Annotated in this window: 21 protein-coding genes; 16 read left to right on the top strand and 5 right to left on the bottom strand. The window is 63.4% G+C overall.

Annotated elements, in window-relative coordinates; all coding sequences use genetic code 11:
* Nucleotides 1-9: 9 nt before the first annotated feature.
* The 4 genes from GQA94_RS11815 (at nucleotide 10) to GQA94_RS11800 (ending at nucleotide 3327) form a co-directional block, all read left to right on the top strand.
* Nucleotides 10-390 carry a phage holin family protein gene (locus GQA94_RS11815; protein ID WP_158190089.1) on the top strand — a complete coding sequence of 127 codons (381 nt, stop codon included), beginning with the start codon at nucleotides 10-12 and terminating at the stop codon, nucleotides 388-390.
* A complete protein-coding gene (locus GQA94_RS11810; protein ID WP_158188209.1) occupies nucleotides 387-689 on the top strand; it encodes a hypothetical protein in 303 nt (100 codons plus the stop codon). Before GQA94_RS11815 ends, GQA94_RS11810 begins: the two co-directional genes overlap by 4 nt.
* 206 nt (nucleotides 690-895) lie before the next feature.
* Entirely contained in the window at nucleotides 896-2227 is a 1332-nt protein-coding gene (locus GQA94_RS11805) for a deoxyguanosinetriphosphate triphosphohydrolase (RefSeq protein ID WP_158188208.1), read from the top strand.
* Between the two features lie 26 nt (nucleotides 2228-2253).
* On the top strand, nucleotides 2254-3327 hold the full coding sequence (locus tag GQA94_RS11800; RefSeq protein WP_423835437.1) for an FUSC family protein: 1074 nt from the start codon (nucleotides 2254-2256) through the stop codon (nucleotides 3325-3327).
* Here GQA94_RS11800 and GQA94_RS11795 read toward each other — a convergent pair.
* Nucleotides 3317-3661 (bottom strand): YggL family protein, encoded by a 345-nt coding sequence (locus tag GQA94_RS11795; protein WP_158188207.1) that lies wholly within the window; start codon nucleotides 3659-3661, stop codon nucleotides 3317-3319. The genes GQA94_RS11800 and GQA94_RS11795 overlap by 11 nt on opposite strands.
* A gap of 214 nt (nucleotides 3662-3875) precedes the next feature.
* Between GQA94_RS11795 and dacB the strand changes: the two genes are divergently transcribed.
* On the top strand, nucleotides 3876-5384 hold the full coding sequence (dacB, locus tag GQA94_RS11790; RefSeq protein WP_158188206.1) for a D-alanyl-D-alanine carboxypeptidase/D-alanyl-D-alanine endopeptidase: 1509 nt from the start codon (nucleotides 3876-3878) through the stop codon (nucleotides 5382-5384).
* 118 nt (nucleotides 5385-5502) lie between these two features.
* Here dacB and rlmKL read toward each other — a convergent pair whose 3' ends face one another.
* Entirely contained in the window at nucleotides 5503-7683 is a 2181-nt protein-coding gene (gene rlmKL, locus GQA94_RS11785; RefSeq protein WP_158188205.1) for a bifunctional 23S rRNA (guanine(2069)-N(7))-methyltransferase RlmK/23S rRNA (guanine(2445)-N(2))-methyltransferase RlmL, read from the bottom strand.
* 358 nt (nucleotides 7684-8041) lie between these two features.
* Between rlmKL and rmf the strand changes: the two genes are divergently transcribed.
* Nucleotides 8042-8257: a ribosome modulation factor gene (gene rmf, locus GQA94_RS11780; RefSeq protein ID WP_021207445.1), complete on the top strand. Its 216-nt coding sequence runs from the start codon at nucleotides 8042-8044 to the stop codon at nucleotides 8255-8257.
* Between the two features lie 91 nt (nucleotides 8258-8348).
* On the opposite strand, the gene GQA94_RS11775 is transcribed toward rmf, so the two are convergent.
* Both GQA94_RS11775 and GQA94_RS11770 read right to left on the bottom strand, forming a co-directional pair.
* The gene (locus GQA94_RS11775; protein WP_158188204.1) at nucleotides 8349-9389 is read right to left on the bottom strand and encodes a quinone-dependent dihydroorotate dehydrogenase; all 1041 of its coding nucleotides are present in this window, start codon (nucleotides 9387-9389) and stop codon (nucleotides 8349-8351) included.
* Nucleotides 9390-9536: 147 nt separating this feature from the next.
* The gene (locus tag GQA94_RS11770; RefSeq protein WP_158188203.1) at nucleotides 9537-9758 is read right to left on the bottom strand and encodes a DUF2835 domain-containing protein; all 222 of its coding nucleotides are present in this window, start codon (nucleotides 9756-9758) and stop codon (nucleotides 9537-9539) included.
* Between the two features lie 164 nt (nucleotides 9759-9922).
* Between GQA94_RS11770 and GQA94_RS11765 the strand changes: the two genes are divergently transcribed.
* On the top strand, nucleotides 9923-10846 hold the full coding sequence (locus tag GQA94_RS11765; protein ID WP_158188202.1) for a DUF6685 family protein: 924 nt from the start codon (nucleotides 9923-9925) through the stop codon (nucleotides 10844-10846).
* A gap of 147 nt (nucleotides 10847-10993) precedes the next feature.
* Here GQA94_RS11765 and GQA94_RS11760 read toward each other — a convergent pair whose 3' ends face one another.
* The gene (locus tag GQA94_RS11760) at nucleotides 10994-15841 is read right to left on the bottom strand and encodes an NAD-glutamate dehydrogenase (RefSeq protein ID WP_158188201.1); all 4848 of its coding nucleotides are present in this window, start codon (nucleotides 15839-15841) and stop codon (nucleotides 10994-10996) included.
* Nucleotides 15842-16148: 307 nt separating this feature from the next.
* Here GQA94_RS11760 and GQA94_RS11755 point away from each other — a divergent pair, with 307 nt between their 5' ends.
* The 9 genes from GQA94_RS11755 (at nucleotide 16149) to GQA94_RS11715 (ending at nucleotide 26859) form a co-directional block, all read left to right on the top strand.
* On the top strand, nucleotides 16149-17108 hold the full coding sequence (locus tag GQA94_RS11755) for an AAA family ATPase (RefSeq protein WP_158188200.1): 960 nt from the start codon (nucleotides 16149-16151) through the stop codon (nucleotides 17106-17108).
* Nucleotides 17108-18076: a DUF58 domain-containing protein gene (locus GQA94_RS11750; protein WP_158188199.1), complete on the top strand. Its 969-nt coding sequence runs from the start codon at nucleotides 17108-17110 to the stop codon at nucleotides 18074-18076. The genes GQA94_RS11755 and GQA94_RS11750 overlap by 1 nt, the downstream gene beginning before the upstream one ends.
* Nucleotides 18073-18564, top strand: a complete 492-nt coding sequence (locus tag GQA94_RS11745) for a DUF4381 domain-containing protein (protein WP_158188198.1) — start codon at nucleotides 18073-18075, stop codon at nucleotides 18562-18564. The genes GQA94_RS11750 and GQA94_RS11745 overlap by 4 nt, the downstream gene beginning before the upstream one ends.
* Nucleotides 18557-19570: a vWA domain-containing protein gene (locus GQA94_RS11740; RefSeq protein WP_158188197.1), complete on the top strand. Its 1014-nt coding sequence runs from the start codon at nucleotides 18557-18559 to the stop codon at nucleotides 19568-19570. The genes GQA94_RS11745 and GQA94_RS11740 overlap by 8 nt, the downstream gene beginning before the upstream one ends.
* Complete coding sequence (locus tag GQA94_RS11735; RefSeq protein ID WP_158188196.1) at nucleotides 19567-21294, top strand: VWA domain-containing protein; 1728 nt, start codon at nucleotides 19567-19569, stop codon at nucleotides 21292-21294. Before GQA94_RS11740 ends, GQA94_RS11735 begins: the two co-directional genes overlap by 4 nt.
* Nucleotides 21291-22913, top strand: a complete 1623-nt coding sequence (locus GQA94_RS11730; protein WP_158188195.1) for a BatD family protein — start codon at nucleotides 21291-21293, stop codon at nucleotides 22911-22913. The genes GQA94_RS11735 and GQA94_RS11730 overlap by 4 nt, the downstream gene beginning before the upstream one ends.
* A 203-nt stretch (nucleotides 22914-23116) precedes the next feature.
* Nucleotides 23117-24340, top strand: coding sequence for a CmpA/NrtA family ABC transporter substrate-binding protein (locus GQA94_RS11725; protein WP_158188194.1), 1224 nt, complete (start codon nucleotides 23117-23119; stop codon nucleotides 24338-24340).
* A gap of 11 nt (nucleotides 24341-24351) precedes the next feature.
* Nucleotides 24352-24930, top strand: a complete 579-nt coding sequence (locus GQA94_RS11720) for an ANTAR domain-containing response regulator (RefSeq protein ID WP_158188193.1) — start codon at nucleotides 24352-24354, stop codon at nucleotides 24928-24930.
* Between the two features lie 555 nt (nucleotides 24931-25485).
* A complete protein-coding gene (locus GQA94_RS11715; protein WP_158188192.1) occupies nucleotides 25486-26859 on the top strand; it encodes a CmpA/NrtA family ABC transporter substrate-binding protein in 1374 nt (457 codons plus the stop codon).
* Nucleotides 26860-26862 lie beyond the last annotated feature (3 nt).

Genomic DNA, 26862 nt, shown 5'->3' with positions numbered 1-26862 from the left:
ATGGATCCAATGGAAACCAAGTACGCCGACGACGCGCCAGCGCCCTCGCTGAAGAAAATGGGCAGCGCGTTCGCTGACCTGCTGCAAGGGCATCTGGAGCTGCTCGGAATAGAGATCCAGGAAGAAAGGACGCGGATATTCAAGCTCTTTCTTCTCGCCAGTATCAGCCTGATACTCGGGCTGCTGATCCTGGTCGGCCTTTCAGCGGCAATCGTGATCGCCTTCTGGGACAGCAATCCTATCGCGGCGATCCTGGTGCTCTGCGTGCTGTACGCGGTTTCCCTTGCGGTCTGCATCAGCCGCGCCGTCCGTATCGCCAGGGAAAGCGCCTCGCCCTTCCAGGCAACGGTCGAGGAACTGGCCCGCAATCGGGAGCGTTTACTGCCATGAGCCTTCCATTGAGTAGTTCCAGCAATCTGGCCATGCGCAAAGATCTGGTTCGGTTGCGCATGGAGATGAACCGCCAACAGGTGCTATATCACTCGCAGCCGCTGGTTCACCCGATTCAGCGGATCAAGGGCATGATTGCCAACCGCGGCTCCGCATCCGACCACTCCGTTGGCAAAGGGCCGCTGATGGTCGCAACGACCATGGCGCTCGCGCTCTTCGGTCGTCGGCTCGGGAAAGTCGGCAAGCTGGCCCGGCTCGGCATTCTGCTTTATCCCGTGATCCGCAAGATGCGGCACTGACCCGCCACAGGACCGCGACTACCCCAGCCACCACCGCCGACAGCCCGCCCATGCGAGGTGCGTATGGTCGGGCGCTCGGCAACTGCTGTAGGCTGCACCTGCCCGTATGTACTCGTACACTCGAAGCGACACGACCGCGTTCGCGGCTGACCGTGACAAGGCACCTGACAAACCGGCCCCACTGGCGACATCAAGGAGGTTGCTCTTTGGATTGGCACACCCTGCTAACCCGTGAACGGCTCGGAAAATCCGTCCACAGCAACGAAGAGCTGGGCCGGAGTCCGTTTCACAAGGATCACGACCGGATCATTTTCTCCGGCGCCTTTCGCCGCTTGGGGCGCAAGACCCAGGTACACCCGGTTTCCAGTAACGACCATATCCATACACGCCTGACCCATTCCCTGGAAGTCAGTTGCGTCGGACGTTCACTCGGCATGCGCGTGGGCGAGGTTTTGCGCGACGAAATGCCGGACTGGTGCAGCCCGGCTGATCTCGGGATGGTCATTCAGTCTGCCTGCCTCGCTCACGATATCGGCAATCCTCCATTCGGCCATTCGGGCGAAGATGCTATTCGCCACTGGTTTCAACAGGCCGCAGGCCGCGGCTGGCTGGATGACATGCGCGATGCCGAACGAGCGGACTTTCTGAATTTCGAGGGCAACGCGCAGGGTTTCCGCGTGCTCACCCAGCTCGAATACCACCAATTCGACGGTGGCACGCGGCTGACCTACGCCACGCTTGGCACCTACCTCAAGTATCCATGGACGTCGCGACACGCCGAGGCGCTCGGTTACAAGAAGCACAAGTTTGGCTGCTACCAGAGCGAACTGCCGCTGCTCGAACAGATCGCCTCGAAGCTCGGCTTGCCCAAGCTGGATGAACAACGCTGGGCGCGCCATCCTCTGGTTTATCTGATGGAGGCGGCGGACGACATCTGCTACGGGCTGATCGATCTGGAAGATGGTCTGGAAATGGACCTGCTCGAGTACGCCGAAGTCGAGGCGCTGCTGCTGAACCTGGTCGGCGACGACCTGCCCGAGACGTACAGGCAGCTCGGCCCCAAGGACTCCCGCAGGCGCAAGCTGGCGATACTCCGAGGCAAGGCCATCGAGCACCTCACGAACGCCGCCGCCCGCGCCTTCGTCGAACAGCGGCAGGCGCTGCTGGCTGGAAACCTCGCCGCAGATCTGGTCGAGCACATGCACGGCCCGGCCAAGCAGTGCGTCGTGCAAGCCAAAGCCATGGCGCGGGAAAAGATCTTCCAGGACAAACGCAAGACCTTGCACGAGATTGGCGCCTACACAACGCTGGAGATTCTGCTCAACGCCTTCTGCGGTGCTGCGCTGGAACAGCATGGCGGACGAACCCCGTCCTTCAAGAACCGCCGCATACTGGATCTGCTCGGCAGCAACGCGCCCCACCCCGACTGGCCGCTGTATCAGTCTTTCGTACGGATGATCGACTTTATCGCCGGCATGACCGACAGTTACGCCACTGAGATGGCCAGCGAAATGACCGGACGTTCGAGCCCGACGTGAGCCAGATGAAGAAGCCGCTGTGGAAAATGGTCGGCTGGCAGCCTGGCCGCCCCGCCTGGGGCGCCGCAGCGGTTGCCGGCCTCGGCTGTGCATTGCCTCTGCTGCTCGGGTTGTTCAGTGGCCATCCTGGGTTTCTATGGGCCACAGTCGGCGCCTTCCAGGCCGCCAAGGCGAACCCGCTGCACCGCCTCGGCATGCTGCGGATGCTGTTACTGATCGGCCTCGGCGCGGGTAGCGCCGGGCTCGGCTTCTGGTCAGCGACTCATCCGCTGGTCAGCCTGGGCCTGTTTGCCTTCTATGGCCTGCTATTGGCCTGGCTGCAACGCTATGGCAGCGAGGCCGGCAAGCTCGGGATCGGCCTGGCGATCTGCCTGTGCCTTGGCCAGGGACAACACGGGATCGGTGATTTCAACAATCCTCAGGCGATTGCCGCCCTGTTCGCCCTGGGCGGTCTGTGGGTCACCTTGTTGGCCTTCGGATTACGCGGCATGCATGGCTTACGCATGTGGCCGTACATGCCTCGGCTGTTCAGCTTGATGAAAGTGTTGCGTCGTCGTGCGCGGCGTACGCCGATCCGGCAATGGCGCCTGCATGCACTGACTTACGTTCTCGCCGCCGCTGCCGGTGGCCTGATCGTGACCCTTACCGAACTTCCGAGGGGGTACTGGCTGACGCTGGCGGTATTCACTACCTTGCAGATGGATCTTCAACGGGGCCTGGTTCGTGCCCTACAAGCGAGTATCGGTATTTTCTGTGCCGCAGCGGTGCTCATCTACATGGGTCACAGCCTGGCCGACCCGCCGATGATGGTCATGATCATGCTGCCGCTGGTGATGCTGAGCCGGGCGTTCCAGGCGCATCACTACGGGCTGTTCGTCCTGCAGACGACGCTGAGCTTCGTATTGCTGGCCGAAACCCTGGCGCAAGACTGGGAATTGCCGCAAGTCCGCCTGATCAATGCCGCCATAGGCGTCGGCGTGGCGCTGAGCGTTACGTTACTCATGTATATGTCGCGTCGGCTGGTTGCCCGGATTGCGTTGCGCAGATCCGGACAAACAACCGCAACCGATCAGGACAGCAAAGACTCGATCACGCCTTGACGTTGATCTCGTTTTCCGGATACCAGACGTCCATCAACGGGCTTACGTTGAATTCCGCGAGTTCGTTGCGGCCCTTCAACCAGGCTTCGACCTGGCCGCGCTGCTCTTCATTGACCGAGCCACGGCTGGCCAGGCACACGAAACCGTAATCCTCGCCACCGATGTAGCCCAGGCCGTTGGCTTCGATGGCCTCGTTCAGGAACGCCTCCAGGAAGTCGTCCACCGCCTTGGCCTCGAGGCCGTCACGGTAGGTCAGATTGACTTCGAAGCCCAATTCCTGGAATTCGTCGACACAGAGTTTCTTGCGCAAGCGGCGCGAGCGATTGGTAGCCATTGAATCGGTCCTTTTTCTAACATGATGACGGCGCGCACTCTAACAGCAACGCCGCGCTTGTGCGATTACAGGCAGCATCCGCCAACCAGGCGGAATTCTTTTTTGCAGCGATCGGGGGTGGCCGGCTACGCTTGTCGGATGAGAAGCACGTCACTTCTCTGACCTGGGCATAATGGGCCCGCCATTTTTCCCTGAACGCTGTAGGGAACTTTTCATGTCGTCGATCTCTATTCTGTCTGCTTCAGTCCATCGGAGCAGTGCCTTCAACCGATTCCTGGGCCGTGTCGCCATTGCTACGCTGACCCTCCCACTTGCATTCGCAGCCTTCGCCGAAACGGTCAACCAGACCTTGCCGCCCCGTGTGGCACAGGCGCTCAAGGCGAACAAAATAGAAAGCAGCGCATTGTCGGTCGTCATGCTGCCGCTCAACGGCAACGCTTCGCCGACTTTCGTGAATGCCGACGTGTCCGTGAACCCCGCCTCGACCATGAAGCTGGTCACGACCTACGCAGCGCTGGAGCTGCTGGGGCCCAACCATCAATGGAAAACCGAATTCCATGCCGATGGCCCTGTCGAGAACGGCACCCTCAACGGCAACCTCTACCTCAAGGGCGGTGGTGACCCGAAGCTCAATATGGAGAAGCTCTGGTTGTTACTGCGCGACCTGCGCGCCAATGGCGTGCAGACCGTGACCGGCGACCTGGTGCTCGACCGCAGCCACTTCGTACAACCTTCGCTGCCGATATTCGATGATGACGGCAATGACAAGAACAAGCCCTTCCTGGTCGGGCCCGACTCCTTGCTGGTGAATCTCAAGGCGCTTCGGTTCATCGCTCGCAACGACGATGGCAAGGTCAACGTCATCGTCGAGCCGCCGATTGCCACGGTTCGCATCGACAATCGCATCCAGGCGCTGCCCAAGGCCAAGTGCCCCGGATGGCCCGATATCCGCTACAACCCGATCGAGGACGCCGACGGTGTGACTGTCGTCGTGACCGGCAAGCTGGCGGCCGGATGCAGCGGCCAGACCTACCTCTCCCTGCTCGACCATCAGCGATACGCCGCCGGCGCCGTCCGAGCCATCTGGAAGGAATTGGGTGGCAGCATCCTGGGCGAGGACCGCGTCGCGCAAGTGCCCAAGGATGCACGCATGATCGCGCGCGCCTATTCGCCGGACCTGGTGGAGATCATTCGCGACATCAACAAGTACAGCAACAACACCATGGCGCGGCAGTTGTTCCTGAGCCTTGGCGCCGAGTTCCGCAACGAGGCCGATGCCGACGACTCCATGGCCGCGCAACGGGTGATCCGTCAATGGTTGGCGAAGAAGGGCTTGATCTCCCCGCATCTGGTCATCGAAAACGGTTCGGGCCTGTCGCGCGCCGAGCGCGTCAGTGCTCGCGAACTGGCCAGCCTGCTGCAAGCGGCCTGGCAAAGCCCATACGCGGCGGAATTCATCTCCTCGATGCCGCTGGCAGCGATAGACGGCACCATGCGCAAGCGTCTGCGAAACACAGGCGTTGCCGGCAAGGCCCACATCAAGACCGGGACCTTGAACACGGTGCGGGCCATTGCCGGTTATAGCCGGGACAACGATGGCAATACCTGGGCGGTGGTCGCGATACTCAACCATCCGCGTCCGTGGGGCGCCTCCGCGGTACTGGACCAGGTGCTGGTCAGCCTCTATAACCGCCCGGCCAACGAAAGCACCGCGCAACGCTAGGCCCTGCACGCCGATCGCCGGACGCGATCGGCGCGGGTTTCGGATTCAGCACGCCAGGGGCGATGGGCCAACCGGACCGGCCCGGTCGCCGCAAGCCGTAGCCGCAGCCGCAGCCGGGTCAGCGGGCCTGTAGTTTCCAGGCTCGATGGATCTTGCTATTACGGCGAAAGTCCTCATCCAGCGTCGCGCCGGTGATTTCTTCCACGGCGTAGCGCTCGGCGATGCTGGGGTCGAGCACGAACTTGCGGAAGTTATTGGAAAAGTACAGCGTGCCGCCGGGCGCCAGCCGCGCCATGGCCAGATCGAGCAGGCCCAGGTGATCACGCTGCACATCGAAGACGCCTTCCATTCGCTTGGAGTTGGAGAACGTCGGGGGGTCGATGAAGATCAGGTCGTACTCGCCTCGATCCTCCTGCAGCCAAGTCATCACATCCGCCTGCTCCAGACGCTGCCGCTCTGACAGGCCGTTGAGCGCCAGATTGCGCCGTGCCCAATCCAGGTAGGTTTTCGACAAGTCGACGCTGGTGGTGCTGCGCGCGCCGCCCTTGGCGGCGTGTACGGTCGCCGTCGCGGTGTAGCAGTACAGGTTCAGAAAGCGCTTGCCCGCCGCTTCGCGGGCAATACGCAGCCGCATGGGCCGGTGGTCGAGAAACAGCCCGGTGTCGAGGTAATCGGTGAGATTGACCAGCAACTTGACCTCGCCTTCCGCCACCTCGAGAAAAGCGCCCTGGCTGGCCTGCCGTTCATACTGACGCGTCCGGCTCTGGCGCTCGCGGCGCTTGACGACCACGCGGTCACGGGAAACGCCCAGCGCCTGCGGGATCGCACCCAGCGCATCGTACAGGCGCGCCTGGGCCTTTTCGGGATCGATCGAGCGTGGCGGCGCATACTCCTGAACGTGCACCCAGTCACCGTACAGATCGATGGCCAACGCGTACTCAGGCATATCGGCGTCGTATAGCCGGTAGCACTGCACGCCCTCCCTGCGGGCCCACTTGCCGAGCTGTTTCAGATTCTTTTGCAGCCGGTTGGCGAACATCTGGCCGCCTTCGCTGAGACGCGCACGTTCCGCGGCAGGCTGCTCCTCGGCCGTACCCTCAACCGAGGCCTTGCGCTGGCCGGTGACGAACTGATCCAGCTCGACCTTGACCAGCAGCAGCTTGCACGGCAGCGCGCCATTCCAGAAGGCGTACTGCTTGTGGCTGCGGATACCCATGCGCTTGCCAAGATCGGGCGCCGACGTGAGCACCGCCGCCTCCCAGCCGAGGCAGGCCTGTCGCAGCCGTTCGCCGAGGTTCTGGTAGAGGTAAACCAGACTCGCTTCATCACCCAGCCGCTCGCCGTAGGGCGGGTTGCAGATCACCAAGCCCTTCTGATTCTGGTCGGGGCGAGGCTCGAAGGTCGCCACGTCGCCCTGATACACGCGAATCCAGTCCGCCAGACCGGCGCGCTCGATGTTGTTTCTGGCGGGCTGGATCAGCCGTGGGTCCGCCTCGTAGCCGCGTATCCACAGCGGCCTCTGGGTCAGCCCCGCTTCGGCGCGTGCCTGTGCTTCGGCATGCAGACGGTTCCAGATCGCCGGAACATGACCCAGCCAGGCGCTGAAACCCCAGCGTTCACGGCGTAGATTGGGCGCGATGTCAGCGGCCATCATGGCGCCTTCGATGAGAAAGGTGCCGACACCACACATCGGGTCGGTCAGCGCGCCGCCGGTCGCGGCAATACGTGGCCAGCCCGCTCTAATCAAAACGGCGGCCGCCAGGTTTTCCTTCAGCGGCGCGGCGCCCTGCTGCAGACGGTACCCGCGTTGGTGCAGGCTGTGTCCTGAAAGATCCAGTGAAAGAACGGCCTGACCGCGATCCAGACGCAGGTGGACGCGCAGATCCGGGTTCAGCTTATCGATGCTGGGTCGCTCGCCGCTAGCGGTGCGCAGCCGGTCGACGATCGCATCCTTGACCTTCAGCGCGCCGAAGTGAGTGTTGTCGATTCCCGAACCGTGGCCGCTGAACTCGACCGCCAGGCTGCCGGACGCTTCCAGATGCTCCGACCAGTCGATGCGGTGGACACCGTCATAGAGCGTTTCGGCGTTGACGGTGGCGAAACGATCGATCACCAGCAGCACCCGGTTCGCCAGGCGCGACCACAGGCACAATCGATACGCGACCTCCATGGCTGCGAAACCTCGGATGGCGGCGGTCTGCTCACGCGCCTCCTCCAGCCCGAGTCCGATGGCTTCTTCAAGCAGCAGGCCTTCCAGCCCCTTGGGGCAGGTGAGGATAAGTTCGTGGCGATCAGTCATGGCATGTCCAGAAATTGTACGGTCCGGTTGGATGGCCACTCCGGAGGTCGTTTCGATAGGTGAGCGGTTGCGACGGCATTCGTCGACAGGCAGCTGCAACAGCGCGCTGGCCGCCACCTCGAGACGTACGCCTCGCGTGGCTTATGGGCACTGCTACGGTTTGATGACTTGCTTATTACAAAACGATCATTCCCGCATTGGAACCATTTGGGTTAGAACTCGAGTCAGTCCGGCATCGCAACGATGTTCGGTAGGCGCCCGCCACGCCGGCAGCGGGCTTCGCTGGCAGTCTATCTGCCGACCTCGCCATGAGGTCAAGTCAACAGGAACACCAGTCAACCACTGAGGGCAATACCCAATGAGAAGACTCAAGCGTGATCCGATGGAACGAGCATTTCTTCGCGGTTATCAGCATGGCATACACGGTAAATCTCGCGACCTCTGTCCCTTTTCTCATCCTGAAGTTCGCCAAGCCTGGATTAACGGCTGGCGGGAGGGTCGCGGCGACAACTGGGACGGTCTGACCGGCGCCGCCGGCCTTCATCGATTGAACGAACTCCACGCAGTCGGCTGACACGATCACACCGACTTCAACTGGCACGCCCCACCCGGGCGGCGGGCTTGAAGCCCGGGGCTCCCTCAGGGAGCCCCACCGGGCAAACCGATCAGCGATTCACTTCCTTGCGAGCGTGCAACGCGGCGATGGCATCCACGGCCTCGCGGATCAGCGCCGGTCCCTTGTAGATAAAGCCTGTGTACAGCTGCACCAGGCTTGCGCCGGCCTCGATCTTTTCAGCCGCATGCCGCCCTTCCGTAATGCCTCCGACCGCGATGATCGGCAGACGGCCGGCCAGTGTGTCGGCCAGCACCCGGACGGTGTGGGTACTCTTTTCACGCACCGGAGCCCCCGAAAGCCCTCCCGCCTCGTCGGCATGGGCGAGCCCTGCCACGCCTTCACGACCGAGCGTGGTATTGGTCGCGATGATCGCGTCCATCCCGGTCTGAAACACGGCGTCGGCAACCAGTACGGTTTCCTCGTCGCTCATGTCCGGCGCGATCTTGATGGCCAGCGGCACGCGTTTGCCGTGCAGCACTTCGAGGTCTTCACGGCGCTGGCCCAGTGCATCGAGCAGTTGCTTGAGCGAGTCACCGAACTGCAGGCTGCGCAGCCCCGGTGTGTTCGGAGAGCTGACGTTCACGGTCACGTAGCTGGCCTGGTGATAGATCTTGTCCAGGCACCACAGGTAGTCGTCCTGGGCGCGCTCGACCGGCGTAGTGAAATTCTTGCCGATGTTGATGCCCAGGATGCCCTTGTAGCGAGCCGCATCGACCCTCTCCAGCAGGGCATCGACGCCGTGGTTGTTGAATCCCATGCGGTTGATGATGGCTTCGGCTTCAGGCAGGCGGAAAATGCGCGGTTTCGGATTGCCGGGCTGCGGCCTTGGCGTCACGGTACCCACCTCGACGAAGCCGAAACCCAGCTGGGACATGCCGCAGATCGCCTCGCCGTTCTTGTCCAGCCCGGCAGCCAGCCCGACCGGGTTGGGAAATTCGAGCCCCATGACCCGCACCGGCAAGCTTGCAGGCGCCTTGTTCAGCATGGCGTTGAGCCCCAGGCGGCCACCCGCGCCGATCAGATCGAGCGATAGTTCATGAGCGGTTTCGGGGGTGAATTTGAACAGCAACTGGCGGGCCAGGTTATACATACGCAGCCTAAATCCTGGAAAGTGTGGCGCGGGAGTATAGCAGGAGGGGGCCGTCCAAGCCCCTGCAACCTGACGCTCACAAGCGTTTATCCGGCCCCGGCGCAGGGCGTCGGCAGCCCGTGTGTTGGACAACGCGGCGCTTGCGCCTCAACCCAGCGGGCGCAAGCGAAGCAGTTTCCCTTCGGATGAAAATTCGATCTCGAATGAACCAAAGACGCCTGAGGTTGTCAGAAAGGGTCGCAGATGATGTGCCGGCAAGCTGACGCGCCTTCCTTCCCGGCTTTTGATCAGGATACGATTGGCGCGCCCTTGATAAACGGCCAGCAGTTTTTCCGCTGGCAGCGCGATATCCAGCACGAGGCTTGGCATGGAGGCTCCTCAGTGATCAGCACAGCGATTTTGCCATATCGGTGCACCGCCGGTGGCACACCACGGCTGCCTGAAATCCCTATCGACGAACGAACCCCCGGGACCCGCCGCGCGCAGGGCAGTCGGCACCGTCACACTTCCACCGTCCTGCGCGTTCATCCACAATGATGAACTTGCTCGAGCCGAGGATGCCCGTGACCTCCCGAATCGTCAAATTCGCCAAACGCCTTGGACTGACCGGCCAATCGCCGCGCCAGATCCTCGAACACGCCAGCCAGCTACGGCTGCCCTTCGCCCCGCTCACCGAGCCCGCGCCGAGCATCTTCTGGAACGACGGCCCGTGCCTGCAGCGATTCGTCGATCTCCCGAGAAGCGCCCTGTCAGGGCCGATCCAGGAGGACAAGGCCCGCGCCCGTGCCGCCTTGACGCGGCTTGTGCGCCGCGAACAAAGCACGCATCCGGTGATTGACCTGCGCCAGATCGATGGCCTCGGCGGGCAGAGCGCCGATGGGGCAACCTACCCAACGTTCGAAGCCTTTGCCGCCACACCCGCCTGCCGCCAGCTCCGCGTGATCAGCTACAAGGATTTCCTGCGCACCATTACCGCCGCCCTGCCCGATTTCCAGGCCCAGGCGCCGATCGAGCTTCGTCAGGCCAGTTGGCTGGGCGAACGAATCTACTGGTCGGGCGAACACCATGCCGAAGCCTTTGCATGCGCCATCGCCTATGCGCGGCTGCGCGGATTGGAGGTGAACCTGCCATGCGAGCTGACCGACTACCGGCTCGATACGAGTGGATTGCACGCGCTGAACAACGAGTACCACGCCGTCACCATGCCGGCGCAAGCCTGGAGCGATCGGCATTTCATGGGTTTGCTGCTCGACGCAAAGATCCCTTATGCCCGCTTGACGCTTCTGCGCAATGCCAATAACTCCGAGTTGCTGCTGCTGGACAAGCGTCAGCCAGCAGCCAATGCGCTGGGCGAAGGGCTCAAGCTCGCCGGCGCACCCGACATGGTTCGCTATCTGCGCGACCTGCCACAGATCACCCGCTTCCGGCTCGGCAACTGTCCGGGACAGATGGACTGACCGGTTCGCCGGCTCAGCACGCCGCCCCAGGCTGGCGGCTCGTCACGGCACGCTAAGCGCCACCCCTGAACGCAAACGCCGGTGCAATGCACCGGCGTTTCGTTGTCAGCGCTCGATCACCAGGAAGAACCGGTGATCGAACCGGGGTCAGCGGCGCGCGCTGTCCTGGGCCAGATCCTGCAGCTCACGCCCGGCGACCGCATACATCGCATAGTCGACGCTGCTGGCACCGCGCAGCTCGACCAGCATCCGGCGCCAGCGCTCGACCTGATACGCCCTCTGCTCCAGCCAGAGCTGTACCCGAGCATCGAGCGGCTCAGGCGCATCGCTCATCTGCAGCACCGAGACCGTAATGGCCCGCTGCTGGCTGTCGAGATCATCGCGGAAGCTTTCCCGTGCCAGCGCCTGCCAGTTGTTCTCGACCGGAAGCCCGGTGATCTGCTGCAGATACCAGGGCAATTCCAGCGCACCACCGACGGCGAAATAGGCCGCGGCCACGTCCGCCGGCGGCTGATCGGTTTCGTCGGCAGCCTCCAGGATAGGCAGCAACGTGTACAGGTGGTTGGTACCCGCGACCATACGCGCCAGCAACTCAGGGACGCCGGCCTCGGTGTAACGCTCGTAACGAGCCTGCCAGAGCTCCCGCGTACCGCCTTGCAACAAGGCGTCGAGTTTCAGGCCGAGCGCCGCGACGCGTGGGCCGAAATGCCCGACGTCGCGCGCCGCATCCAGCTCGTTGCGACGATTGCGCAGGAACCAGCGGGTCGCGCGGCGGCCCAGCCGCATGAGTTCCTCCATCAGGGTGAGTTGCAGATCGGCCGGCACCTTGTAATCGAGCGCCTCGATCTGACGGAACCAGTGCGGCAGATGGAAGATGTCGCGCACGATCACATAGGCGCCGGCGACATTCGCAGCGCTCAGACCCGTGGCCTCCCTGAGCCGCTGGACGAACGTGATGCCCATGTTGTTGATCAGGTCGTTGGCGATCTGGGTGCTGACGATCTCCCGCTTGAGCCGGTGCTGCAGCATCGCCGGGCGATACTGCTCGGCCAGCAGTTGCGGGAAGGCGCTTTCCATTTCGCGCGCAAGATAGGCGTCATCCGGCACACGCGATTGCAACAGCGCCTCCTTCAGGTCGATCTTGCTGTAGGAAATCAGCACGGACAGTTCGGCGCGCGTCAGTCCTTTGCCGAGGTTCGCGCGGTCGGCCAGGGCTTCGTCACTGGGCAAGAACTCCAGCGCACGGTCCAGCAGCCCGTCGGCCTCCAGGGCGCCGATCAGCCGCTTGTATTCGCCGCCGCCCTCCCGGGCGCGACGCTCCGCCTGCGACAGCGCCTGCGTCTGCTTATAGTTGTCGTGCAGCACCAGTTCGGCGACCGCGTCGGTCATGTCGAACAATAGCTGGTCGCGCTGCTTGCTGGTCATGTCGCCCGCGCTGACGATCTCGTTGAGCAGAATCTTGATGTTGACCTCGTGGTCGGAGCAGTTCACCCCACCCGCGTTGTCGATGAAGTCCGTGTTCGCCGCGCCGCCGTGAAGGCAGTATTCGACGCGTCCCAGCTGGGTAATGCCCAGGTTGCCGCCCTCGCCGATGACCTTGGCCCGCAACTCGTTGCCGTTGACCCGCAGCATGTCGTTGGCCTTGTCGCCAACGTCGGCGTGGCTCTCGGCGGTGCTCTTCACGTAGGTGCCGATCCCACCGTTCCAGAGCAGGTCGACAGGAGCCTTGAGCAACGCGTGGATCAGCTCGGCCGGCGTCAGATGATCGGCCTCGATCTCGAACCGCGCCTTCATCTGCGCAGTGATTGCAATGCGCTTGGCCGAGCGCGGGAACACGCCGCCGCCCTCGGAAATCAGCGAAGGATCGTAATCGGTCCAGGACGAGCGCGGCAGATCGAAGAGGCGTTTGCGCTCGATGAAGCTGCGTGCGGCATCCGGCGTCGGATCGATGAAAATGTGCAGATGATTGAACGCGGCGACCAGTTGCAGCGTTTCGGACATCAGCAGGCCGTTGCCGAACACGTCGCCGGCCATGTCGCCGATACCGATCACGCTGACATTGTCGCGCTGCACATCGATGCCACGTTCGCGGAAGTGGCGCTGAACGGACACCCAGGCGCCCTTGGCGGTGATGCCCATCTTCTTGTGGTCGTAACCGGCCGAACCACCCGATGCGAAGGCGTCGCCCAGCCAGAAGTCATACTCGGCCGCGATGCCGTTGGCGATGTCGGAGAACGTTGCCGTGCCCTTGTCCGCCGCGACCACGAGGTAAGGATCGTCTTCGTCGTAGCGCAGCACATTGGTCGGCGGGACGACAGCGCCGTCCTTGAGGTTGTCGGTGATATCCAGCAGGCCGCTGATGAATATCCGATAGCAGGCGATCCCTTCGGCCAGTATCTCGTCGCGCGAGCCGTTGGTGGGCAGCCGGCGCGGCACGAAACCGCCTTTGGCGCCGCCGGGCACGATAATCGCGTTCTTCACCTGCTGCGCCTTGACCAGACCCAGCACCTCGGTCCGGTAATCTTCCTCGCGGTCGGACCATCGCAAGCCGCCGCGGGCCACCTTGCCGCCGCGCAGATGCACCCCCTCGACACGTGGCGAGTAGACGAATATCTCGAACTTCGGCGCCGGCCGGGGCATCTCCGGGATGGCGCGCGGCTCGAGCTTGAAGCTGAAGTAGCTTTTCGGTTTGCCGTTGGCATCGGTCTGGTAGAAGTTGGTGCGCAACGTGGCCTTGATCAAGGCCAGGTAGCGCCTCAGGATCCGGTCTTCGTTGAGCACCGCGACGTCGTCGAGCGCGGTGATGATGGCCTGTTCGAGCCTCGCCTGCTTGTCGGCCAGGTCGTCCTCGCCGAGCTTGCGCGCCAGGTAGAAGCGCATCTTGAACAGACGCACCAGCTCGCGCGCGATATCGGTGTGGTTGAGCAGCGCGCTGGCAATGTAGCCCAGATCGAAGCCCATGCGGATCTGCTTGAGATAGCGACCGTAGGCCCGCAGCAAGGCCACCTCACGCCACGTCAGCCCTGCCGTCAGGACCAGCCGGTTGAAGGCGTCGTTTTCCGCCTGGCCATTGTGAATCGCGATGAAGGCATCCTGCAGTGGCTCGTTGATCTCCATCAGGTCGATCTCGAGCCCTTCGGCGTAGGTGAACGCGAAGTCATGGATCCAGTATTCGCGACCGTCCTTGCGCCGCAGATAGAAAGGGAACTCGCCGAGCACGCGTAGCCCGAGGTTCTCAAGGATCGGCAGCATGTCCGATAGCGGCAGCGGTGTATTGACGTGGTAAAGCTTGCAGTGCAGACGATTTTCCGCCGCCGTGATCGGCTGGTAGAAGCTCATCACCAGCGGGCGCTCTTCGCTCAGGCTGAGTACATGTTGCATGTCCACCGCAGCTGAATGCGGTGCGAAGCGCTCGCGATAACCCGCCGGAAAGCCCTTCGGAAAATCGGCCAGAATGCCGGTGCCCTGCCCCTCGCCGAAACGCTCGATGACAACACTCGTGTAGTCGTCCTGCCAGGTCCGGCAGGCCTGCACCACCTCGTTCTCCAACTGCAGCGGATCGAACTGCACCTGCTTGTTCGGATCCAGGCGCAGGAGGAACTGCACGCGGATCAGCACGGACTCGGAAAAGTACGTGGAGAACTCGCAGCCGCTGGCCCCCAGGCGATCCATCAGCACCTGTTGGATGCGCAAACGGGTCTCGGTCGAATAACTGTCGCGAGGCACATAGGCCAGGCAGTAGCAGAACCGCCCGTAAGGATCGATACGCAGGAACAGCCGCAGCTTGTTTCGCTCTTGAATCTGCACGATGGCGATGGCGGTATTGAACAGCTGGTCGAGCGTCATCTGGAACAGCTCGTCGCGCGGCAGCACTTCGAGCACCTGGATCAGCTCCTTGGCCAGATGCGCCGAGTCATCGAACTGCGAGCGCTTCACCACTTCCGCGACTTTGCTGCGGATGTAGGGGATCCGACGCACGCTCTGGGTATAGACCGATGAGGTGAACAGGCCAAGGAAGCGGCACTCGCGGACGACCCGGCCCTGCTCGTCGAATTCACGGATGGAAACGAAATCCGGATAGGCCGGCCGGTGCACCCGGCTCGGCGTCGCCGCCTTGGCGAACGACAGCAACAGCGGCTCACGCAGATAGGCCAGCGCCGGCGGCATGATCAGTTGATCGTCTTCCTGCAGTCCCGTGCGCAGGATGCGCGACAAGCCCAGTAAGGACGACTCGTCATAAATGATGCGGCCACCGTCGCCCTGATCGATGACCGTGAATTCCTCATAGCCCAGGAAAGTGAAATGGTCATCGGCCAGCCAGCGCATGAAATCCATGCTTTCGGCCAGTTGGGCATCGCTCGCCGGCTGGAGGGTGCTCAGCCGGGCATGATGTTCTTCGGCCTTGGCCTTCATCGCCGGGAAGTCGCTCACCGCCAGGCGCACTTCAGCCAGGACCCCGTGAAGCGACTGCTCCAGTTCGCGCAAGGCTGCGGCGCTGGCACAGCGATCGATCTCGACGAATATCAGCGACTCGGCCTCGCTGCCTTCGCCGGAGCGGCCCTTGGGCAGCAATTCGAGCAGGCCGCCATCGGCGTCCCGACGGACCTGCAGCACGCTGTTCTGCAAGGTATGAATCGCATAACCACGGCGGGTCAGCTCCATCCGCACGGAGTCGACCAGGAACGGCATATCCGGATGCAGCACCTCGACCACGCTATGGGTCGACTGCCAGCCATGCTTCTCGTAGTCAGGGTTGAATACATGTACCTCCGGATGGCCCGGATCGAAACGTTCCAACAGACGCCAACTGGCCAGGGTGGAGCCGACAAGGTCGGTCATGCGCCGCTCGGTAAGCTCCGGTAGCGCGACAATCCCGAAGAACTGCTCGGCGAAAAGTCCCACTTGTGGCAGGAGTTTCTCGTCGACATGCTGCGCCAACGCCACTTGCAGTTGTTGCTGAAAGTCGGCTTTGTTGGCAGCTGTAAAGAACGCCATTTTTTCGCTCCATTCTGGCTGGAAATTCGACTTGGGCAGTCGCGGCACCTGACTGGCAACGCAACGTGTAAGTTCCACGTTAGTCCACAAGGCAGGGACTGCGCTAACGCGAACCTACCCTGTTCTGGCGTCGCGGGCGGCTACGCCGTCACATTTAATCGGTCGACGTGACGATAATGCGAGCCCCTCTGCGGCCCTCTTGCATGACGAAGTTGCCGAGCGGCGCATAGCCTGTCGCTCGGCAAATGAATTAAAGTCGTGACCGTCGAGCGACCGCCCTGACACGCCCCAGCAGAAGAGCCCAGCGATGGACCACCGTGAAGCACTCGTCGCGTTGCGACAGTTTCTTTCAACCCAGATTCTTGGCCAGGAACGGCTGATCGAGCGGCTGTTGATCGCATTACTGGCAGATGGCCACCTTCTCGTCGAAGGCGCTCCGGGTCTCGCCAAGACCCGCGCGATCAAGGAGTTGGCGGGAGGCCTGGAGGCCGAGTTCCATCGCATCCAGTTCACCCCTGACCTGTTGCCCGCCGACATCACCGGGACGGAGATCTATCGCCCGGAAACAGGCAGCTTCGTTTTTCAGCAAGGCCCCATCTTCCACAACCTGGTGCTGGCCGACGAGATCAACCGCGCCCCGGCAAAGGTCCAGTCGGCGTTGCTCGAAGCCATGGCCGAACGTCAGGTCAGCGTCGGCCGCAGTACCTACGACCTGTCGCCGCTGTTTCTGGTGATGGCCACGCAGAACCCCATCGAGCAGGAAGGCACCTATCCATTGCCCGAGGCGCAACTCGACCGTTTCCTGTTGCACGTCAAGCTTGGATTTCCAGATGCCTCGGTGGAGCGACGCATTCTTCAGCAGGCCCGCGGCGAGGCCATTCATGGCGAAACCCCGCCCGATCATCGTGTCTCGCAGCAGGCGATCTTCGCCGCGCGCAAGGAAATCCTCGGCCTGTACATGGCCGATGCGGTCGAGGAATACCTGGTCCAGCTGGTGATGGCGACCCGTACACCCGCCAAGTTTGACGCCGAACTGGCGGGCTGGATCGCCTACGGCGCCAGCCCCCGCGGCTCGATCTCGCTGGATCGTTGCGCGCGCGCCCACGCCTGGCTGGCGGGGCGCGATTTCGTCAGCCCGGAAGACATTCAGGCCATGCTGTTCGATGTGCTGCGCCACCGGCTGATCCTGTCGTTCGAGGCCGAAGCCGCCGGCATCGATCAGGATCGGGTACTGCAACGAATTCTCGATGTGGTAGCGGTGGCCTGATGCAACCCCTGCCATCGGCCGGCGGCCATGAGTCGCCTTCTCCGGGCGCGGGGATCCGCGTGAGCCTGGCCGAGCTGATCGACATGCGTCACCGGGTTCGTGAAGTCCCGCTGTTTTCTACCCCGCACCGTCGCAGCCCACTGGTCGGTCTGCATCACTCCAAGCTCCGCGGGCGCGGGGTGGATTTCGACCAGGTGCGCATTTACCAGGCAGGCGACGACGTTCGTACCATCGACTGGCGCGTCACGGCCCGCACCCAGGAGCCGCACACCAAACTGTTCCATGAGGAACGCGAGCGACCCATCTACATTCTGGTGGAGCAAAGCACGCGGTTGTTCTTCGGCAGCGGCCTGGTCTTCAAATCCGTGCTCGCCGCGCAGGCAGCCAGCCTGATCGGCTGGGCCGCGCTGAGCCACAACGACCGGGTCGGCGGGCTGGTCTTCGGCCATGGCGAGCAGCACGAAATCAAACCCAGGCGCAGCAAGCAGAGCCTGTTGCAGCTGCTCGACCGCCTGACCCGCGCCAATGCCGGACTGAACACCGATCAGGACACCGATCCAGATGCCTTCGGCCTCGCCTTGAGACGCGCTCGCGAAGTCCTGCGTCCCGGCAGCCTGGCGGTGATCATCTGTGACGAACGCGCGCTGGGCGATTCAGCCGAACAACAACTGACGCTTCTGGCCCGCCACGTCGACCTGTTGCTGGTGCCGGTCTTCGATCCGCTCGACCATGCCTTGCCTGCCGCCGGCCTGTTGCGCTTCGCCCAGTTCGGCGCGCGGCTGGAACTCGACAGCCACGATCCGGCCATACGCCAGGCTTACCGCAGCCAGGCCGATGCCCGCACCGCTCGGTGGCGGCGCCTGGCCGACCGTCTGCGGTTGCCGTTGATGCCGCTGGATACACAGCGTGACCTTATCGAACAATTGCGCGAACACCTCAGCGTGCAACCCAGCGGAGCGCACCGATGAGTTCGCTCGACCAGCTCGAACCCTTGATCGCGCCCGAGGCGATCAGCGCGTGGCCGCCGGCTCCCGGCTGGTGGTTCCTGGCCGCGCTGGTGCTCGCGATCATCGTGTTGCTGCGTTTGCGGCCCTGGCAGCACCGTCTGCGCGAGGAGGTGCCAACCGAAGCGGCCATTGACCCTCAACGACAGGTTGCCCTCGACGAACTCGCCCAGTTGAGCAAGCCTTATGGGGGGCAGCCGGCGAACCAGTGGCTGCAGCAGCTCAACGCATTGCTCAAGCGCCTGTGCCGCACCCGCTATCCGGACCATCATCCGCATACGCTCAGCGGCCGTGCCTGGCTGGCCTTTCTCGATAATCGCTGCCCGGCTGCGGGCCTGACGCGCTGGATGGTTCTGGTCGAGGGCGTCTACCGTGCCGAATGCCGGCTGGACGATCAAGCCATCCAGGGTCTTGAACAGGCCGTGCAAATCTGGATACGCAAACATGTTTGAGCTGGCCTGGCCATGGGTGTTCCTGCTGCTGCCGCTGCCCTGGGTGCTGCGTTGGTTGCTCCCAGCGGCGGACAGCGGCGATGCCGCATTGAAGGTCAGCTTCATCGGCGAGCTGGAATCGCTGGCCGGTCGCCGCGCGGCGGTCACCCTGCCCGCGTGGCGTCAGCAGCTCCCATACCTGCTGGTCTGGTTGCTCCTGCTGTTTGCCGCCGCCCGACCGCAGTGGCTCGGCGAACCCCTGCCACTGCCCACCAGCGGGCGCGACCTGCTCCTGGCGGTGGACGTTTCAGGCTCCATGGATTACCCGGACATGCAATGGCAGGGAGAGGAAGTCAGTCGCCTGGAGCTGGTCAAGCACCTGCTCGGCGATTTCATCATCGAACGGCGCGGCGACCGGGTCGGGCTGATCCTTTTCGGCAGCAAGGCCTACCTGCAGGCACCGCTGACCTTCGATCGGCAGACGGTACGCACCTGGCTCGACGAGGCTGCCATCGGCATCGCCGGCGGCAACACGGCCATCGGTGACGCCATCGGGCTGGCGGTCAAGCGACTGCGCGAACGTCCGGCACAAAGCAGAGTCCTGGTGCTGGTGACCGATGGCGCCAACAACGGCGGCGAGATCGAGCCGCTGGTGGCCGCTCGCCTGGCTGCGGAGCAAGAGATAACCATCCATACCATTGGCATCGGCTCCGAATCACAGGCCAGCGGCGTGCTTCAGCGTTTCGGCTTCGCAGGTGCCGAACTGGACGAACCGACCCTGCGGGCCATCGCCGAGCAAACCGGCGGTCGATACTTCCGCGCGCGATCGAGCGGCGAGCTGGAGAGCATCAGCGACACGCTCGATCAACTCGAGCCGGCCGCGCAGCAGCCTACGCAAGCGCGGGTCGCCGATGCCCTCTACGCCTGGCCACTGTCGGCCGCGCTACTGATCAGCCTGCTGCTGGTGGCAAACAGCCTGTGGCGTCCCGCGCTGCAACGCCTCGTCTGGCGTGGGGAACGGCCGTGATCGAATGGCTTCCGCACCTGCTCAGGCCTTTCTGGCTGTTGATCGTGCCGCTACCGATCTGGCTGCTATGGCGACTCTGGCACCGTCAGCGGCAGATCGGCCGCTGGCAGCGCCTGTTACCCGAAGCCTTCCACGCCGCGCTGCTGACCCGCGGCAGGCTGCGCAACAGCAGACGCCCGTGGCTGCTGCTCGGTGCAGCCTGGCTACTGGCCTGCCTGGCGCTGCTCGGACCAAGCTGGCAGCACGCCGAACAACCCAGCGCGTCACGCGCCGATCCGTTGGTGATATTGCTCGACACCACGCCAGCCATGCTCGCAGCCGACGTGCATCCCACGCGTATCGAGCAGGCCAAGCGCAAGATCCTCGACCTGCTGCAGACGCGCCAGGACGCCCAGACCGCGGTGGTGGCCTTTGCCGGCAGCGCACACACCCTGGTGCCGCTTTCCAACGACATCGCCACGACCCAGAACCTGCTGGACGCGCTCCAACCGGACCTGATGCCTGCCCCCGGCCACCGCGCGGACCTGGCCGTGGCCCATGGCATCGAGCTGCTCGCACGAGGCGCCAATGGGCGCGGCCGGCTGCTGTTGATCGGCAGCAGCCTGGACGAACCGGAGCGCGCCGCGATCCGCACGCTGCTCGATGAGAACGATCAGCCATTGCTGATACTGGGCGTCGGCACGGCGCAAGGTGCTCCCATCGCCACGCAAGACGGCAGTTTTCTGAAGGACGATACGGGCGCGATCCTGATCCCGCGGCTGGACGAGGGTGCGATGCGCCGTTTCGCAACCGACGTCGGCGGACGCTATCAGCATGCCCGCATCGACGATGCCGATCTGCGTGCCCTCGGTTTGCTGGAGCGCAGCGGCGCGCTTCTGCCCCGCGATGACGCTACCCGACTCGACACCTGGCTGGACCAGGGCTACTGGCTGTTGCTGCCGCTGCTGCTAATGGCAGCCTGCGCCGGCCGCCGCGGCTGGCTGTTCTGCCTGCCGCTGCTCATCGTCATGCCGCAACCTGCCAGCGCGTCAGGCATACAGGATCTCTGGCTGCGGCCGGACCAGCAAGGCATGCGGCTGCTGGAGTCCCAGCGACCCGCCGAGGCGGCCGAGCGCTTCGACGATCCCCGCTGGCAAGGCTATGCCCGCTACCAGGCGGGTGATTTTGCCGGCGCCGCCGAGCGATTCGCCCAGGGCGATACCGCCGTTGACCATTACAATCGCGGTAATGCGTTGGCCCGCAACGAGGCGCTTGAGGCTGCAATCGAAGCCTATGACCAGGCGCTGGAAATGGACCCGGAGCTTGAGCCGGCCCGCCGCAACAAGGCGATCGTCGAAGATATGCTGCGCCAACGCCAGCAGCAGGCGCGGCAGGACCCGCCCTCCAGCGACTCACCGTCCCAGGACGCGCCGTCCGACGCTGATCAGCCCGAGCAGTCCGCGACGAATGGCTCGCCCGCCGCCCAAGGCGATGCAACCGAGGCGCCCGAGCAGGACGAGGCAAGTAGCCGCAACCCGAATGCAGGCGCGAACGCGGCCCAGACGCCTGAATCGAACCAACGGAGCGAGACCGGCGAGCCACCTGCGCAGCCCCAGGAAGACATCGATCCTGAGCAGGACCAGGCCATGCAGCAATGGCTGCGCAAGGTTCCCGACGATCCCGGCGAGTTGCTACGCCGCAAGTTTCTCTACGAACAACGCAAGCGCCAGGAAACGAATCGATGACGCGGTTGACGACACTGGTATTTCTGCTTCTGCTCGGCTTTCAGGCCGGTGCGGCGACACTCACCGCACGGGTCGACCGCACGCAGCTGAGCCTGGACGAGACGGTCGAACTGACGCTCGAGACCGGCGACTCGGCGGCGTTCGGCAAACCCGATCTGCAGCCGCTCGACAACCTCTTCAAGATATTCGGCTCCCGCCAGGTCAACCAGCTCTCGGCAAGCAACGGCGAGGCGCGCGCCGTGACACGCTGGCTGGTCACGCTTCAGCCCCGACAGACCGGCTACGTGGTCATCCCGCCGCTGCAACTGGGCGAATGGCGCAGCGAGCCCATCACGCTGAATGTCACCGAACCCAGCACCGGGGGCGGCGACACGCTTGCGCCGATATTCATCGACTCCAGCCTCGACCAGGAAACCGTTTATGTACAAGCGCAGGTGGTATTGACGCTACGCATCTTCCACTCGGTCTCGCTCTACGACGACAGTACGCTGTCGCCCTTGCAGATGAGCGACGCGCTGGTCGAGCGGCTCGGCGAACCGCGCACCTACGAAAAGGACATCAATGGCATTCGCCACGGCGTGATTGAAGTCCGCTATGCGCTGTTTCCGCAGAAAAGCGGTTCGCTGAGCATTCCGGCGCAACTGTTCAGCGCAACGACGGTTGCGGCCAACGGCGACTACTATGGCTCTCGCTTCGGCAAGTCCACCCAGGTCAAATCGCCGGAAATCCCGCTGCAGGTCAAACCCAAGCCGGCCGACTATCCGGCCGATGCGCCCTGGTTACCGGCGACCCGTGTCACCCTGGTCGAAGCCTGGAGCCCGCAGCCGCAGGATGCTCAATTGGGTGAAGCCCTGACACGCAGCCTGCTGGTCAAGGCCGAGGGGCTGTCCAGCGCCCAGTTGCCGCCGGTCGAATCGACCGTCGTGCCGGGCCTGCGCCGATACCCTGATCAACCCACGCTGAACGACGCGGTCACCGAAACCGGGATCAGCGGCAGCCGCGAACAGCGAGAAGCCCTGGTGGCGACACGAGCCGGCGAATTCCTGCTGCCGTCCGTCGAGCTGGTCTGGTGGAACACGGTTGAAGACCGGCTGGAGCGAAGCACGCTGCCCGAGCGAACACTTCAGGTCGCTGCCAACCCCGCGCTTGAACAACCCGCGCCGGCCGACATCGATGCACCCCAGCAGCAATCGCCGACGCCATCGCTGTGGCCTTGGCAACTGAGCAGCGCCGTCCTCGCCCTGACCACCCTGCTTGGCTTCGGCCTGTGGCTGCGCGCCCGTAGCCAGCCTGCGGTGATCCGCACGGTTCAAAGCGGCCCTACCCCGCGCAGCCTGCTCGACGATCTCAAACGGGCTTGCCTGGCCAACGACACCCTGGCGACTCGCCATGCACTCGATGCCTGGGCACGCCAGCAACCCGAAACGCTGGCGGACATGGCCGCGCGATTCGTCCCGCTGTCGGACGCGCTCGATGGCCTGAATGGTGCGCTCTACAGCGAGACCGGCCAGCGCTGGCAAGGTGAGGCGCTGTGGCAGGCCATCCAGAACCTGCCAACGGCCCAACCGGCAGCCGCCGTGCAGGACACAGGCACCTTGCCGCCGCTGTACCCCCGCTGATCGCAGCGCGGATACCGCGTTACGCCCGCCGGCATGATCGCCGCGAGCGGACTTATCGCACAGCCCGGTGTCCAGATTCAGGCGGGCCGGGGCAGCGCCCTGCTTTGGCATGTGGCTTGCTTCGTCACGGGGCATGATTCCCCTGCGCGCCAGCAGCCACCTGCGACAGCACGCGCGCCCCGCATGGCAAAGGTTCCGTCAGCATGACCCATTCCAATCCCCCCTTACGACCCGATCCACTGGCCTGGGTAGCAGGCAGCGATGCACCGGAAAAGCGCGTCGTCAATCTCGGATTCATGGCCCTGACAGATGCGGCCTCGCTGATCGTCGCCGCCACCCAGGGCTTCGCCCAACCCTATGGCCTGACACTCAATCTCCAGAGGCAGACCTCCTGGTCCAACGTGCGCGACAAGCTCATCGAGGGTGAGCTGGACGCAGCCCATGGCCTGTACGGACTGATCTATGCCGTACACCTGGGCATCGGCGGCAGCGCGGCAGTGGACATGGCGGTGCTCATGGGCCTGGCGCAGAACGGCCAGAGCATCAGCCTGTCGAGCACACTCAAGGGCGCCGGAGTGACCGATTCGGAGGCGCTTCGAAGCTGCGTGCGCCAGAGCGGTGCAAAACTCACCCTGGCGCAGACCTTTCCTACCGGCACGCATGCGCTCTGGCTCTACTACTGGCTGGCCGCCAACGGCATTCATCCACTTGAGGACGTGCGCACCCTCGTGGTGCCGCCCTCGCAAATGGTGGCGCACCTGCAAGCAGGGCGAATCGATGGCTTCTGCGCCGGTGAGCCCTGGGGTGCCCAGGCGATTCGGGAAAACACGGGCTTCACCCTGGCCACCAGCCAGTCGATCTGGCCCGACCATCCGGAAAAGGTGCTGGGCTGCACCCGCGCCTTCGTCGAAGAGAATCCCAACACCGCGCGTGCGCTGGTCATGGCCGTACTCGAGGCCAGCCGCTTCATCGATGAAAACCAGGAGAACCGACGCAGCACCGCACAGCTGATCGCCGGCAGCGCCTACGTCGACGCGCCGGTGTCGGCCATCGAGCCACGCTTCCTGGGGCAATATGAAGACGGCCTTGGGCACGCCTGGCTCGACAGACACCCGCTGCGCTTCTTCGGTAACGGTGAGGTGAACATGCCCTACCATTCCGACGGCCTCTGGTTCATGACTCAGCTGCGCCGCTGGGGCCTGCTGCGAGAGGACCCTGATTACCTTGGCGTTGCCCGCAGCGTGCAGCAGACCAGCCTGTTTCGCGACGCCGCAAGGGCGCTGAACATCTCGTTGCCGGATACCCTCATGCGCAGCGCCGAACTGATGGATGGCAGCCGTTGGGATGGCAGCGATCCGGCCGGATACGCCCGCAGTTTTGCCCTGCACGCCCTGGCGGACTCCGCCGTGCAGTCCTTGCCTTGCTGAGGGAGACAGCCATGCTTCGCGTCCTCCTGATCGACGACACGCCACGCAAGGTGGGTCGCCTTCGCACCGCCCTGGTCGAGGCTGGCTTCGAAGTGATCGAAGAATCCGGCCTGACCATCGACCTGCCCGAACGGGTCGAAGCGATTCGTCCCGACGTGGTATTGATCGACACCGACTCCCCTGGCCGAGATGTGATGGAACAAGTGGTACTGGTCAGCCGCGACCAGCCGCGACCCATCGTCATGTTTACCGATGACGACAATCCCGACGCCATGCGTCAGGCGATCCGCGCGGGTGTCAGCGCCTATATCGTCGAAGGCATACAGGCCCAACGCCTCAAACCGATCCTCGATGTGGCCATGGCCCGCTTCGAAAGCGACCAGGCGATCCGCGCGCAACTGCAGGCACGGGACCAGCAACTGGTCGAACGCAAGCGTATCGAACTGGCCAAGGGCATGCTGATGAAGATGCGCAACTGCAATGAGGAAGACGCCTACACCCTGATGCGCCGCCAGGCCATGAGCCGCCAGCAGAAGTTGATCCAGGTGGCCGAACAGATCATCGCGATGAACGATCTGCTGGGGCAGTGATCACGGTGTGTCGTCACTCATCAATCGCTGTTTCCGGATAGCCCATAGCCGAATGAATTCGGCCCTACGAAGCAGGCATGTCCCCTCAAACCTTCCAGCCCACCGCCATCCGTAGGGCCGAACGTGTTCGGCCACGCCTTCTGAAACGTACAAATCACTACCTGGAAAGCCATCCACAGCCACGGCTGACATTGGCCTGCACCCCGTCTTCCTGAAAAGCGAACCAAAACAGAGCCCAGCCAAACAACGGTTGCACGCGAAGTGCGCCTGATGCCGAGAACGCTTGGCCGCGAATCCTTGGGATGCGCGCTTAAAACAACCCATCGACGGCTTACAACTCTATGAATCTAAAGGGTTTTCCATAACCATCCATTTAACCGGTTGTGCTTTTTTCCAAACTGGCAAGCCCCTTGCAGACCCTTCGATACCACGTCTTCGGGTCGCCAACGGCGGTGATCGGGACGAATTGACAAAGGCGTCAACGGTGCTCGCTCTGCTTATGCAGAAGGGGCGTCCGTTGCGCCTTTTTTTCGTTTCGCGATTGAGGGATAAATCATGCGCAAGACCCGCCGTACATGGCTGAAAACCCTGGTGGCCAGCATTGGCTGCTCTGCCCTGCTGCAGCTGGTGCCGATGGCCGCTTGGGCCGCCGAGCCCGAGAAGGAAGAACTCAAGCTCGGCTTCATCAAGCTCACTGACATGGCGCCCCTGGCGATCGCCTACGAGAAGGGCTTCTTCGAGGACGAAGGGCTTTACGTGACCCTCGAAGCCCAGGCGAACTGGAAGGTGCTGCTGGACCGCGTCATCGATGGCGAGCTGGACGGCGCGCACATGCTCTCTGGCCAGCCGATCGGCGCGACCATCGGCTTCGGGACCAAGGCCGACATCATCACGGCCTTCACCATGGACCTCAACGGCAACGCCATCACCATGTCCAACGCGATCTGGGAGCAGATGAAGCCCAACGTGCCCATGGTCGATGGCAAACCTCAGCATCCGATCAAGGCCGACGCATTGAAGCCGGTGATCGATCAACTCAACGCCAGCGGCAAGTCGTTCAACCTGGGCATGGTCTTCCCGGTCTCCACCCACAATTACGAGCTGCGCTACTGGCTCGCCGCTGGCGGCATTCACCCCGGCTATTACGCACCGAACAAAGGCGACATCAGCGGGCAGATCGACGCCAAGGCTTTACTCTCGGTCACCCCGCCGCCGCAAATGCCCTCGACCATGGAAGCCGGCACCATCCATGGCTACAGCGTGGGCGAGCCGTGGAACCAACAGGCGGTGTTCAAGGGCATCGGCGTACCGGTTGTGGCTGACTATGCGATCCGCAAGAACATGTCGGAAAAGGTCTTTGGCGTCTCCAAGGCCTGGGCCGAAGCGAATCCGGAAACCCACAAACGCCTGGTCAAGGCCCTGATCCGCGCCGGCAAGTGGCTCGACGAGAGCAACAACGCCAATCGCCAGGAAGCAGTAGAAATCCTCTCTCGCCCCGAATATGTCGGTGCCGATGCCAACGTCATTGCCAACTCCATGACCGGCACCTTCGAGTTCGAGAAAGGCGACAAGCGCGAGGTGCCGGACTTCAACGTGTTCTTCCGCTACCACGCGACCTACCCCTACTACTCCGACGCCATCTGGTACCTGACGCAGATGCGCCGTTGGGGCCAGATCGCCGAAGCCAAGCCGGACAGCTGGTATCTGGAAACCGCCAAACGCGTCTACCAGCCGGAAATCTATCGTGAGGCGGCAGCGGAGCTGATCGCCGATGGCCTGCTCAGCGCCGAGGACTTCCCAGCCGCCGACGAGGACGGTATGCGCGAGCCGCTGACCGACACCATCGACGGCATCACTTATGACGGACGCACGCCCAACGCCTACCTCGAACAGTTCGCGATCGGCCTGAAAGGCGATACCACGCTCTGATTC

This window comes from Stutzerimonas stutzeri (assembly GCF_009789555.1).
Classification (GTDB): Bacteria; Pseudomonadota; Gammaproteobacteria; order Pseudomonadales; family Pseudomonadaceae; genus Stutzerimonas; species Stutzerimonas stutzeri_R.
The sequence above is the reverse complement of the archived record's forward strand: the minus strand, read 5'-3'. Positions and strand labels throughout refer to the sequence as shown.